General features: G+C 39.6%; 10 protein-coding genes. 4 read left to right on the top strand and 6 right to left on the bottom strand.

From position 1 onward, the window contains the following. Positions 1-7 precede the first annotated feature (7 nt). A complete protein-coding gene (locus AC1M9H_RS06810) occupies positions 8-904 on the bottom strand; it encodes an acetaldehyde dehydrogenase (acetylating) (RefSeq protein ID WP_035267137.1) in 897 nt (298 codons plus the stop codon). Positions 905-929: 25 nt separating this feature from the next. Further along, on the bottom strand, positions 930-1,727 hold the full coding sequence (locus AC1M9H_RS06815) for a 2-keto-4-pentenoate hydratase (RefSeq protein ID WP_481613041.1): 798 nt from the start codon (positions 1,725-1,727) through the stop codon (positions 930-932). Between the two features lie 531 nt (positions 1,728-2,258). On the opposite strand from AC1M9H_RS06815, the gene AC1M9H_RS06820 reads away from it, so the two are divergent. Beyond that, on the top strand, positions 2,259-2,960 hold the full coding sequence (locus AC1M9H_RS06820; protein WP_481591387.1) for an SIMPL domain-containing protein: 702 nt from the start codon (positions 2,259-2,261) through the stop codon (positions 2,958-2,960). 51 nt (positions 2,961-3,011) lie between these two features. Here the strand turns inward: AC1M9H_RS06820 and AC1M9H_RS06825 are convergent, their stop codons facing one another. Together AC1M9H_RS06825 and AC1M9H_RS06830 are read right to left on the bottom strand one after the other, a co-directional pair. Then, positions 3,012-4,106, bottom strand: a complete 1,095-nt coding sequence (locus AC1M9H_RS06825) for a fatty acid desaturase family protein (protein WP_179997864.1) — start codon at positions 4,104-4,106, stop codon at positions 3,012-3,014. A gap of 12 nt (positions 4,107-4,118) precedes the next feature. After that, positions 4,119-5,189 carry a flavin reductase family protein gene (locus tag AC1M9H_RS06830; RefSeq protein ID WP_180028834.1) on the bottom strand — a complete coding sequence of 357 codons (1,071 nt, stop codon included), beginning with the start codon at positions 5,187-5,189 and terminating at the stop codon, positions 4,119-4,121. A 139-nt stretch (positions 5,190-5,328) separates the two neighbouring features. On the opposite strand from AC1M9H_RS06830, the gene fabR reads away from it, so the two are divergent. Next, positions 5,329-6,009, top strand: coding sequence for an HTH-type transcriptional repressor FabR (gene fabR / locus AC1M9H_RS06835; RefSeq protein ID WP_481595942.1), 681 nt, complete (start codon positions 5,329-5,331; stop codon positions 6,007-6,009). A gap of 42 nt (positions 6,010-6,051) precedes the next feature. Here fabR and AC1M9H_RS06840 read toward each other — a convergent pair whose 3' ends face one another. Further along, entirely contained in the window at positions 6,052-7,758 is a 1,707-nt protein-coding gene (locus AC1M9H_RS06840) for an AMP-binding protein (RefSeq protein ID WP_481613042.1), read from the bottom strand. A gap of 318 nt (positions 7,759-8,076) precedes the next feature. On the opposite strand from AC1M9H_RS06840, the gene AC1M9H_RS06845 reads away from it, so the two are divergent. Continuing rightward, positions 8,077-9,279, top strand: coding sequence for an iron-containing alcohol dehydrogenase (locus tag AC1M9H_RS06845; protein ID WP_481597387.1), 1,203 nt, complete (start codon positions 8,077-8,079; stop codon positions 9,277-9,279). A 79-nt stretch (positions 9,280-9,358) separates the two neighbouring features. After that, positions 9,359-10,162 (top strand): enoyl-CoA hydratase-related protein, encoded by an 804-nt coding sequence (locus tag AC1M9H_RS06850; protein ID WP_481591383.1) that lies wholly within the window; start codon positions 9,359-9,361, stop codon positions 10,160-10,162. A 28-nt stretch (positions 10,163-10,190) separates the two neighbouring features. Here the strand turns inward: AC1M9H_RS06850 and rapA are convergent, their stop codons facing one another. Beyond that, positions 10,191-13,028, bottom strand: coding sequence for an RNA polymerase-associated protein RapA (gene rapA, locus AC1M9H_RS06855; protein ID WP_481613043.1), 2,838 nt, complete (start codon positions 13,026-13,028; stop codon positions 10,191-10,193). Positions 13,029-13,043: the final 15 nt, after the last annotated feature.

Below are 13,043 nucleotides of genomic sequence, written 5' to 3' on the forward strand. Positions count from 1 at the left end.
TTGCTCCTTAAGCTTCTTCTTTGTTGAATACGTGTTCAGCAAACATTTCTGCTGTACGAGCAGCTGCAGCTGTCATAATGTCGAGGTTACCTGCATATTTCGGCAAGAAATCACCCAAACCTTCTACTTCCAAGAAGATGGAAACACGGTTACCATCAAAAATTGGACCATTTACAAGTTTGTAACCTGGTACATATTTTTGCACTTCTTTAATCATCGCGTGAACTGATTCAGTGATCGCAGCTTGATCTGGCTCACCTTCAACGAGACAGTGTACTGTGTCACGCATCATAAGTGGTGGCTCAGCAGGGTTAATGATGATGATCGCTTTACCTTTTTTCGCACCACCAACTTTCTCAATAGCACCCGCAGTTGTACGTGTGAATTCGTCGATGTTTTTACGTGTACCAGGACCTACAGATTTTGTAGACACAGTCGCGATGATCTCACCATATTCAACAGGTTGAACACGTGAAACTGCTGCAACCATAGGAATTGTCGCCTGACCACCACACGTTACCATATTCACGTTAGGCACTTCACCTTCTGCAAGTAAAGCTTCTAAGTTCACAGGTGGAACACAGAAAGGACCAATTGCAGCAGGTGTTAAGTCAATCATCAGTACACCAAGTTCATTTAACTTGCGGCTGTTTTCAGCATGTACATATGCAGACGTTGCATCAAAAGCAATTTTGATATCATCTTCAATGACGTGAGGAAGAAGACCATCAACCCCTTCTGCAGTGGTTTTTAAACCCATTTTCGCAGCACGAGCAAGACCTTCAGAAGTAGGATCGATACCCACCATCCAAACTGGCTCTAACCATTCGCTACGTTGAAGTTTGTAAAGCAAATCAGTACCAATGTTACCTGGTCCGATCATTGCACATTTAATCTTTTTCATTAACGTACTCTCTCAAAATTCCGACTTATTCAGCAGCGAAAGCAGCAGTCACTGAACCAAAGCCTTCAATCTCAACTTTGAATTCATCACCTGGGTTTGCTACAACCATAGGGCCTAATGCACCTGTTAAAATAATGTCACCAGCTAACAATGGACGACCACGACGTACCATTTCATCAGCAAGCCAGACAGCTGCATTTAAAGGGTTTGCTAAGCAAGCCTTACCAACACCTTGAGACACGACTTCTTCACGACGTGTCATGATCATTTTACAATTCACTAGATCAAGGTTATCGAGTTTTACAGGACGTGAACCCAATACAAATGCAGCTGAAGATGCATTATCTGCGACAGTGTCAATCAAACTGATCTTCCAGTTTTCAATTCGACTATCCACCACCTCAACAGCAGGAAGTGCATAATCAGTCGCGCTGATAATGTCAGCATAAGTGTGTTTTTCTTTCGTTAAATCTTGTTTGATCACCAAAGCGATTTCCGCTTCTACTTTAGGTTGGATCAATAGACCTGCAGGAATCGCCTCTCCATCACCATAAGCCATGTCTGCAAACAGCATACCGAAGTCAGGTTGATCTACACCGAGTTGTGCTTGAACCACTTTTGATGTCAAACCGATTTTACGCCCAACTAAACGACGACCTTCTGATAAGGCACGCGCTGTATTCACTTCTTGTACAGCGTAAGCGATATCTACATCAGCAGCTTCACCACCCAACGTTGGGCGAATTGGTGCGATTGCACTTTGTGATAATTCAGCAGTTCGTAACGCTTGTGCTACTGATTCAACTACAGCAGAATTAGACATCAAGACTTCCTTCAACTTCATTCGATGATCTATTTGACCTTAGGAAATTGCTTGAAAACAACCTTCTAAAGGACAAATTCTTTTAGAGAGATACCTGCATCTCTGATGAGAGCTAGAATGGAAAAATCTTGACCTATATGCCAATACTTATTTTCTTTATGACAATAGTTTCAGACTATAAATAATTTATCAAATGAAGACACTATCTTATTGTTTTACATGTTTTTAAAATTTTATTATTTAAATATACAGAATGTTTAATCTATTTCTAATACTGCTTATTAGACCATTGATAATAGAATTATCCATGAATTACAAATTATTAATGCACTAATCCAAAGACAAGTTATATTCTTTTATTGTTCAACTACAATTCAATTAAAATACATTTTAAAAGCCTTGTTAAGGCGACTTAAGTCGTAAAATCGGTGTTGAATATTACAATTGCTACTATCTCATCACCAAATAATCACATTTTCTCTCCATCAAAAAAGATTAGAATATTCATCAGGTGAAGATACAGAGATAACAATGAAATTATTAAAACTGCCACTATTGATCTTAGCTACCGGGATTAGCTTTTCGGTACTTGCTGACACAGAACCTAAAACTAATATTATTAATCTTCAAGCAGACGCTTCTAAACAAGTCTCTAATGACGAAATGCACGCCATTCTATTTATTGAAAAAAGTAATAAACAGCCTGCACAACTTTCAACACAAATGACCCAATTGATGAATCAGGCCATCAACATCAGTAAAAAATACCCCCAAGTTAAGGTCGAAACAGGTTCTCAGACCACTTACCCTGTCTATGACAACAACAATTCAACAAAACTGAAGGAATGGCGCGGCCGCGCTGAAGTGAATATTGAAAGCAAAGATTTTAAAGCAGCGAGCCAATTAATTAGCGAGTTACAACAAGATTTTCAAACACAATCGATTAATTTCACTGTTTCCACTGAAAAACGAAAGCAGGTTGAAAATGAGTTATTGACTGAAGCTACGCAAAATTTCCAACAGCGCGCTCAGGTTCTCACTAAAGCTTGGAATCGTTCTAGTTATAACTTGGTTAACTTGAATATGAACACCAATAATTATTCACCAAGACCATTGGCCATGGCACGTGCCGCAATGGTTGTAGAGAGTGCACCCGTTGCAGACTCACAAAATATGGCTGCTGGAGAATCAACAATCACAGTCAATGCAAATGGATCAATTCAATTAAAATAGTTTGCTATTAAAGTTCAAAAAGCCACTCAATAAGTGGCTTTTTTTTGTTCCTTACTTTTTAAATGGGAAGGCATATTTCACAATACGTCCCAAAACCTGACCATATTGTTTAAATAAACTCGCATTATTGTAATTCAAGCCGTATTTTTCACACACCGCTTTCACTTTAGGCCCCATTTGACGGTAACGTCGAGCAGGAATATCTGGATAAAGATGATGCTCAATCTGATGACTCAGATGCCCCGTCAGAATATGGAATCCTTCTGAACCTGTGAGGTTAGAAGACCCACGAATTTGACGCATATACCAATGGCCACGGCTTTCATTTTCTAAAACTGACTTCGGGAAAACTTCCACATCTTTGGTGAAATGACCGCAGAAAATAATACTGAATGTCCAGATATTACGAATACCATTAGCGACTAAATTACCTGTTAAAACGGGTAATGCTGCAGGACCTGCAATGAGTGGGAAAAAAACATAATCTTTAAATAACTGTTTCCCCATTTTCTTTTTCATCGGGTTCAAACGTTGTTGAAATTCTTCTTTGGTCATGCGCCCTTTTAAGCGCTTACCAATTTCTAAGTTCTGAATCGCTACACCCCACTGGAATAACAAACAGAATGGAATACTGTAAAGTGGTTGTAATAAATATCCTTTTTTCCAGCGTTGCTCTGGGAACAAACGAAGAATTCCATAACCAATATCATCATCCATACCTTTGATATTGGTATAGGTATGGTGTTTGTAGTTGTGGGTTTGGCGCCAATCATCAGATGTGCCGACGATATCCCATTCGTAAGTTGTCCCTTTAAATTTAGGGTCGTTCATCCAATCATATTGACCATGCATCACATTATGGCCCAACTCCATGTTTTCCATGATTTTGGCAAAACCAAGCAAGCCTGTGCCTAAAAGCCATGCTGGAGGAAACCAGCCAGCAAATAAGCATGCACGTCCAAGGATTGAACTGTAGCGAATCGCTGCATACACTCGCTTAATATACTTTTCGTCTTTTTCACCTAAATCATCAAGAACTTCCTGCTTAATCGCATCAAGTTCACGTGCGAGTTCATCAAGTTGTGCATCAGTGAGTTCACGATTTTTTGGGTTTTTGAAATATTGTGCTTGAACTGGCATATTCATGATTATTCTCGCTTATAGGTCGATAGTGAGATCAGACTGAGCTGAATTGATACAGATTTTGAGCAGATTTCCAGGCTCAGTATTTTCTGCACCATTGACGAGGTTTTTAGTTGCACCTTGCGCTTTATGGCATGCACATTTATTACATACCCCCATGCGGCAACCGTGCTGTGGGCGAATATTTTGTTGCTCTAAACTTGCAAGTATTGATTGTCCCTTTGGAATCGTGACGACCTTATTTGATTTCGTAAGTGTGACCTGAACAAAACCAGTTTCATCACTAATGAATGGTTCAACACTGAATGCTTCACCTTTAAATTTATGAACACGAGTATCAGTTAGTTGTTCAGCAACTTGCACAAATCCTGCTGGACCGCATGCATAAACCGTATATTGATCTAAGGATTCGATAGCAGTTAAATGAGAATCTTCTAAACGGGAATCAGCCACTTCATCTTGAGTGGTAAAAAATTCAACATTAAAATTTGAGTGTTGATTCGCCAAAGCAATCAACTCTGTTTGAAATGCTAAATCTTCTGTTTTTTTTGCCCAGTACATCAATTTAACTGGCTGAACTAATTTTTTTTCTTGCTGCAATAATGCCTTGATCAAGCTGTACATTGGAGTAATACCACTCCCTGCGGCCAGCATTAATAGAGGTGTATTTACACTTCCGAGTGTCATATCTCCATAGGGTGCACCAAACTCAACAATATCGCCTACCTCAGCAATATCGTTAATCCAAGAACTGACTACACCCTGATCGACTTTCTTAGCAGTCAACAATACATGTTGAGTGTCGATTTTGGTCAAACTATAGGTACGTTCAAAACAACGACCTCGTGTCGTGACAATAACTGGATGATGTTGCCCTGCTTCACCAAACTGAAATTTTCGATTAACCGCAATTTTTAAGCTGACCGTATCATTTGCAACTTGTGTACGTTCAACAATTTTGCCTAATGATTGATTCACCGACCAAATTGGATCGATCTTTTGCAACCAAAAATTGGCAGCATTCGGATCAAATACAGCATTTACTGCGGATCTAATCAAATTTTTAGGTTGCTTAACTGCTTGCATCATGGGCTCATCACAGTGGGTTTAGAATTATTATACACATGTATATATATTTGTATAGACACTTGTATATCATCTATTGATTTCCATATCCTGACACAGAGCGATATAATGCAACTCTAACTGTAAACATCTGATATTTATGAGCAGCTCTACGATTCCCCTTTCTCCTCTGCATGCCAGTGAATCCGCATCCATTTTGGAGCATCCAACTGCACGTACAGTCGGAAGAAAAGCCACAATCACGAAAGAAGAATTATTCCAAGCTGCTCTCAACCTTATCGGACCTCAAAAAAGCATCGCATCTTTAAGCTTACGCGAAGTTGCTCGTGAAGCAGGAATCGCCCCCAACAGCTTTTATAGACATTTCAAAGATATCGATGAACTTGCCATTGAATTGATTGATCGCTCAGGTATTGTTTTACGTCAAATCTTGCATCAAGCCCGCTTAAAAGCAGTTCGCAATTCAAGTATTGTGCGTAGTTCAGTTGAAGTATTTATTGAACAGTTAGATGCTGACGAAGGTAATCTGAGCTTGTTGTTACGTGAAGGTTATACTGGTTCTGCCTCTTATAAAGAGGCGGTTGAAAAACAGCTCAATTACTTTCAGCAAGAACTCATGGATGATCTTGTTCGCCTTGAGCAAAATAACCCTCATAAAATCAAGCATCCAGAATTAGCTGCAAAAGCGATTACTCAATTGGTATTCACTATGGGTGCTAAATTAATCAACATGCCACACGATGAAAGAAAAGTTGTAGCTGAACAAACGATGACGATGATCCGAATGATTTTAGAAGGCGCACGTCATCTGAAAGAATGAATATTGAGTGTAAAAAAGCCCTTCAGTTGAAGGGCTTTTTTATTACTTTTCCCAAATTACTTCTTTATTTTGAGCAACCCAAGTTGGAATAAGTGCTTCGTACTTCGCCTCAATTTTATTACGCTTAATCTTCATAGTCGGCGTCAACATATCATTATCCATCGTCCACAAATCCATGATGACCACAAAGAATGCAATTTTTTCATGCGGTTCAAGCTTTTCATTAATTTCATTCTTCAACTCAATTAATTTTGCTTCGATATCATCACGTTTATTATCTTGCTGTAATTTATTGCGAATTTCTTCTGCCAACATCACAAAGGCGATCGGCTGTTTATGGCTTGCACCACCAACACAGACAGATTCAATCATTTGGTTATTACCAATCTTTTGTTCAATTGGTACAGGCATTACATACTTACCTTTCTGAGTTTTAAAGATGTCCTTTACACGTCCAGTAATTTTTAGACGGCCAGTCGCATCAATTTCACCCATGTCACCTGTTCTTAAATAACCATCCTCAGTCAAATCTTCAGCTGTTTTTTCTGGGTTTTTGTAATAACCCAACATTGTTCCTGGGCTTCTGACTAAAATCTCACCATTCTCATCAATCTTGCAGTCTACTCGTGCTTGAACATGTCCGACATATCCACTCATATATTCACCCATACGTGTGATATGCGAGTATCCACAGTTTTCTGTCATTCCATAAACTTCAAGCAACTCTAAGCCCAAATTTCGATACCATTTAATAATATCTACGGGTAAAGGTGCAGAACCCGTTAAAGCATAACGAACATGATTCAAACCCAATTTTGCCAAGAGTTTTTGCTTAATCTTATTCCCCAAGAATGGGATTTTAAACAACACGTTTTGTACATTCAGTGGAATTTTTTCATTAATCCCCAAATAAAATTTAGTCCATAAACGTGGCACAGAAAAGAAGATCGTTGGTTTTGCACGATTAAGATCTTCAATAAATGTATCTAATGAATTGGCAAAATAAACGGTAAAACCACAAATCATCACGGATGATTGAATAAATACACGCTCTGCAACATGAGCTAGCGGCAAGTAAGATAAAGCACGATCTTTTTCTGAAACACCAAACGTAGATTTCAGCTCACTCGCAGGTGAGAGCAAGGTCTTATAACTTTGCATAACGCCCTTAGGTAGACCTGTACTGCCCGAGGTATAAATAATGGTCGCAAGCTCATCCTCGTTTGGAAAATAAGGCTCACTGGTTGGTGCTGTTTTCGCAGTGATTTCATCCCATGTTGGCGCATTATAGTCAGGTGCCAATGGCAATTTAATACAATGCATATCTTGAGGGATGATTTGTTTCACATCGTTCCAACTGTCTCCAATACCATCCAGTTTACCGATAAACAAAGCCTTAGTTTCACTATGATCTAGAACATATTTGGTTCCTTCACCATTGAGAGTCGTATATAAAGGAACCGACACATGACCTGCCATCCAAATTGCAAGATCTGCCATAATCCAATGCGCACTATTTTTACCAAAAATTGCAATCTGAGATCGACTAGGCAAATTCAAAGATTGTAAATAAGCAGCCATTTTTTTGACTTGACTGGCCACTTCTCCCCAAGTGTATTTAATCACCTGACCATTTGGTAAAGGCTGAACTAAGAAATCTTGGTTTGGCGATTTCTTTTCCCAATACATTAAATAGTGAATATGAGTCGGTAAAAACTCAAATTGGTTGTTGTTCTGATTTACTTCCATGTGTAATGACTCCCAATAACGCATCATTGTTGTTATGTAATGACTCATAACCGAAAGCTGATTTAATCGTTTTAAACTCGTCCTGAGTTCCTGATTGCCGAGTAAAAACTACAGCTTTACGATTTAAATTTTCGAATTATTTTCTATTTTCTATCATGAATTCTGATCAAAATCCAACCATTATTTTGCTCAGTTTAATAGCGCTATATTTTTGATAAAATTGTAATTTAAGACCAATGTGTTGATGATTATCGCCAATGTACTTGGACAATGATTATCCTATAACTAAATCAAACTCATGGATAGAGATTGATCATTATGGCTCAGATTGCCACTATTTTACGTGCAAAAACTCAACTCATGGCTGTCAAAGCCCTCACCCTTGCAATCCCAGTATCACATCCTCTCGTATTTGCGGGTGAAGATTCATCAATGCAATTGTGTGGCAATATTGCTCAGCTCGGCATGAAAAAAGTGATGATTGTGACTGATGCAGTATTGGTCAAATTAGGTGTCATACAACCCATTCAAGATCAATTACAGCACAATGGGATTGAAGTTGTTATTTTCTCTGATGTAAAACCTGATCCAACTTGTGAAATTGTCGAAAAATCTCTAGCACTGTTTAAAAATACCGCATGCGATAGCGTATTGGGTATAGGGGGTGGTTCGACGATTGATACAGCAAAAGTATTAGCGCTCGCAGCCGCAAACCATAAATCGCCTAAACAACTTTTTGGAATTTTAAAAAGCCGTAAACCTGCATATCCATTGTTCGTGATTCCGACCACCGCAGGTACAGGTTCTGAAGTTACCATTGCCGCAGTTATTTCAGACAGTGAAACTCATATTAAAGGCTTAGTTATTGATCCCAAAGTCGTTCCATTAGCAACTGCTTTAGATCCCGTCATCATGAAAGGCATGCCACCTGCTATCACTGCTGACACTGGCATTGATGCCCTTACTCATGCAATTGAATCGTGGGTAAGCGGATTCGCCAACAAACAATCAGATTATTACGCCAGTGCAGCCATGAAATTGATCATGGAGAATTTAAAAAAAGCATTTGAAGATGGTCAGAATATTGCAGCACGTGAAGCAATGGCGCTCGGTTCTCATTATGCTGGTTTGGCAATGAATAGTGCTGGAATTGGCTATGTACATGCTTTGGCGCATCAATTAGGGACTCAATATCAAATCCCACACGGACGCGCTAATGCCATTATCTTGCCTCATGTTCTAGAATTTAATCGTAAAGCATCAGAAAAACGCTTAGCACTAGCAGCGAAGAAAATTGGTTTAAGCTCGTCACACACTTCGGATGAACAAGCCGCAAATATATTCATTCAAAGCGTAAAGCAATTACTCAAAGATTTGAAAATCAATACTGAGATTCCGAATTTAAAAAAGCAAGATTTCCCAGAGATGATTAAATCTGCTTTTACTGAAGCCCATGGAATTTATGCCGTACCAAAATACATGAATTATTCAGATGCTGAGCAAATTTTAAATCGACTTTAATGCCAATAAGGCACGAATAAAAGCTCAGTATACAATCGTGTCTACTGAGCTTTTTTAATTTGCGACAAGGAATGCCGCCATGTTAAAAAATTTAGATTCACTAAACCCTTTTATTCATGTCACGATTGAGAATAGAATCCTGACCATCAAAATTGATCACCCCGAGCAAAAAAATGCTTTAACTGGGGAAATGTACAATGACATTGCAAAAATATTGGATGCGGCAGATCAATCTCAACAAGTGAATGTTGTGATTTTACAGGGTAACGAACATGATTTTACCGCAGGAAATGATCTGAAAGATTTTATGTCTGCCGCTCAAAAATATGTTGGTTTAGCCGCTGATGCTACACCACCCTTTGTCTTCCTAAAAGCGATCGCAAGATTTTCTAAACCTATTATTGCTGCGGTACGTGGCTGCACTATAGGCGTTGGCGTCACTATGCTATTTCACTGTGACATGGTATACGCCCACCCCGATACAGAATTTCAAATTCCATTTGTAAGTTTGGGATTATCTGTAGAAGGTGGCACCAGCCTTCTTTTCACTGAGTTGGCTGGTTATCATATGGCTGCCGAATTATTGCTCACAGGTCGAAAATTTTCAGCGGAAGAAGCGCTAAAATGTCGAATCATCAATCAGATTTGCGAGCAACCTGAACAATTAGCTTTGCAGCGAGCTCAACAGATGAGTCAACTGCCAATGACCACGCTAAAAATTATTAAAAAACAAATTCGACCCGAGCAAGATCAAATTCAGAATTGTATTGTTCAGGAAGCTGAGGTTGTTGCAGAACGTTTAACATCACCTGAAATGATTGAAGCCGTGATGGCTTTCTTACAAAAAAGAAAACCTGACTTCAATCAATTTCTGCAGTCCTAAAAAAGCACCCTAGGGTGCTTTTTTTATTTTATGGCTTTACCACCACCAAGACTCGAATCGCTTCAGGCGTTACAGTTAAACCTTCTAAAAGGCTTAAGCCTTCTTTTTGAAGCTTCTGCAAACGTGCAATTTCATCTTCGCGAATACTTGGGTTAAATTGTTTCAAATAACTTAAACGATCAATTTCATATTGCCATTTATTGCTATAGATTTCTTTCGCTTGCTGTTTTAATTCAGGCAAAGCACCTTTTGCAATGTCTAAAGCTTGTGCATAACGTTGTTCAACGACATCACGACGTGCTTTCACCACTTGGCGACAACTATTACCGTCAAGATGATGTAAGTATGGTTTCAAAATATCTGGTGCAATTTTAGCTGATAAATCTTGGCCTTTTTCACTTAATAACACACGAATCAATTGTGTTGGTAAACTCGCTGGCAAGTTCAATGCTTTCGGTGCAATCACATCCACTTTGAACCACACCTCAACTAAAACTGAACCTTGTGGTAAAGCTGCAGATTTCAATAACGCCACATTGGTACTACCGAACGATTGCGTATTGATCATTTCCATGACACTTTCAGTGAAAGGATGCTCAAGCGTTATGTATTGCGCATCTTCGCGGATTTGAGCCTGATCACGATAGAACGTCACGGTCATGCCTTCCTCATCCAAAGTCAGACCTTGGACTTGCATTTGATCAGTAGGCTTGATAATCACCGTGCCATTACTTTGCTCATCAAAATCAATATTGGTTGATGCCATGAAGCGTTTCATAAACATTGGCAAAGTCGTATTATCATCATACTCTTCAAGTGCTTGCACAATTTCTTGCGCAACCATTGGACGACAAGAATTGTATTCCAATAAACGATCACGTCCTGCTTGTAGCTCTTGCTCTAAAGCTTCACGTTGCACACTTACGGCTTCAAGCAAATCTTCAAAGGCTTGACCTTTATCAGCCAACAAGCAATCTTTAAGATCAACAATAAAATTTTCTTGTAAGGTTTGCGCAGTTGGAGAAATATTGCTGAAAATATTTAATGCTTCATTGTACCAACGGAACATACGCTCTTGTGCAGTGCCCACTAAATATGGCACATGAATCTGAATACGGTTTTCTTGACCAATACGATCCAGTCGACCGATACGCTGTTCAAGCACATCAGGATTCGCTGGCAAATCAAATAGGATTAAATCTGAAGCAAACTGGAAGTTACGACCTTCTGAACCAATTTCTGAACACAATAAAATCTGAGCACCATAGGAATCTTCTGCAAAATAAGCAGCTGCTTGGTCACGCTCTAATAGACTCATGCCTTCATGGAACATTGCTGTACGAATCCCTGCATGGATACGTAATGCATTTTCTAAAGCTTCAACCACAGGCCCACTACGCGCAATGAGTAAGACTTTTTTATGCTTTAACTGAGTACGGAGCATTTCCATAATCCACGTTACACGCGGATCAGTTTCCATCCAAGCCCCGTCCAATTGCGCTTCTTCTGGCCACATTTGTTCACGAAGTTTACCATCCATCGACCATCCTTCTGGCGCAGGTAATGGTGCAGGCTGACAATCACGACCAGGGAAGCCTTGAATCGCTTCACGTGTATTACGGAATAGTACACGTCCCGTACCGTGACGATCTAACAATTCATGAATTGCACGGAAACGCTGTTCTGGCTCATCTTCAATCTTGTGACCCAGTAACTGCTCAATTGCTTGAAAATGATCAGCTTCAAGGGGTTGATCCGACATCAGCACTTCTGCAATTTGAGCTGTTTGCTGATATTTTTCCTCTTCATCTAAGAAACGATCAAGCGAACTAAAACGTTGCGGATCGAGTAAACGTAAACGGGCAAAATGAGACTCGACCCCTAACTGTTCAGGCGTTGCAGTCAGTAAAAGTACGCCTGCAGTTTTTTCAGCAAATTCTTCAACAAGGTCATAGCGGTCATTACCACCCTCTTCTTCTGACCACATCAAATGATGTGCTTCATCCACCACAAGCAAATCAAAACCTGCTTCGAGCGCTTGCTCACGTAAATCTTCATGGTCGATCATGAGATCAACAGACGCAATGATGCACTGTTCAGTTAAGAAAGGATTCAATTCTGGATCATGTTCTTTGATCGAAGCAGTACGCGTTAAATCAAATAACGAGAAATTCAAATTGAAACGGCGACGCATTTCAATCATCCACTGATATTGCAGCGAATCAGGTACTAAAACGAGGATGCGTTCAGAACGTCCTGTTTTAAGTTGCTGGTGTATGATTAAACCTGCTTCAATGGTTTTACCTAGACCAACTTCATCCGCCAATAAGACACGTGGAGCAAAGCGCTTACCTACTTCATGCGCGATATAAAATTGGTGAGGAATCAATCCAACACGAGCGCCCACCATGCCACGTAATGGACTATTTTGCATATTAGCTTGCATTTGTAATGCTTCAATACGCAGGTCATACCATTCTTTATAATCAATTTGGCTTGCCAATAAACGATCAAGTGGTTTAGACAATTGAATCGTCGCGCCAACACGGGTTTCATTTAATGATTTGCGTTCATCAGTACCATCTTGTAACTGACGAATGACGTTGTAACGAATAACGCCACCACGCTCTTCTAATGATTCGACTTTCCAGACGATGCCCTCTTGGTCTTGAAGCTCATCATTCACATTGAACACAATTCGAGATAAAGGTGCGTTACTACGTGCATAGACACGGGTTTCGTCACTTTTAGGAAAGAGGATACTAATTGATCGTTCATTTACATCAATCAAAACCCCTAAACCTAACTCTGTCTCTGTGTCTGATAACCAACGTTGACCAATAGCAAACTGCTGCAATTTTTCCACCTTATCTCAAGTTAG

The organism is Acinetobacter sp. ANC_7512 (genome assembly GCF_056779935.1).

Bases quoted from the DNA above. Each gene is read 5' to 3' on its own strand.
- fabR (WP_481595942.1), top strand. From the start codon at position 5,329: ATGAGCAGCTCTACGATTCCCCTTTCTCCTCTGCATGCCAGTGAATCC.
- AC1M9H_RS06830 (WP_180028834.1), bottom strand. From the start codon at position 5,189: ATGCAAGCAGTTAAGCAACCTAAAAATTTGATTAGATCCGCAGTAAAT.
- AC1M9H_RS06840 (WP_481613042.1), bottom strand. From the start codon at position 7,758: ATGGAAGTAAATCAGAACAACAACCAATTTGAGTTTTTACCGACTCAT.
- AC1M9H_RS06815 (WP_481613041.1), bottom strand. From the start codon at position 1,727: ATGTCTAATTCTGCTGTAGTTGAATCAGTAGCACAAGCGTTACGAACT.
- AC1M9H_RS06825 (WP_179997864.1), bottom strand. From the start codon at position 4,106: ATGAATATGCCAGTTCAAGCACAATATTTCAAAAACCCAAAAAATCGT.
- AC1M9H_RS06810 (WP_035267137.1), bottom strand. From the start codon at position 904: ATGAAAAAGATTAAATGTGCAATGATCGGACCAGGTAACATTGGTACT.
- AC1M9H_RS06820 (WP_481591387.1), top strand. From the start codon at position 2,259: ATGAAATTATTAAAACTGCCACTATTGATCTTAGCTACCGGGATTAGC.
- AC1M9H_RS06845 (WP_481597387.1), top strand. From the start codon at position 8,077: ATGGCTCAGATTGCCACTATTTTACGTGCAAAAACTCAACTCATGGCT.
- AC1M9H_RS06850 (WP_481591383.1), top strand. From the start codon at position 9,359: ATGTTAAAAAATTTAGATTCACTAAACCCTTTTATTCATGTCACGATT.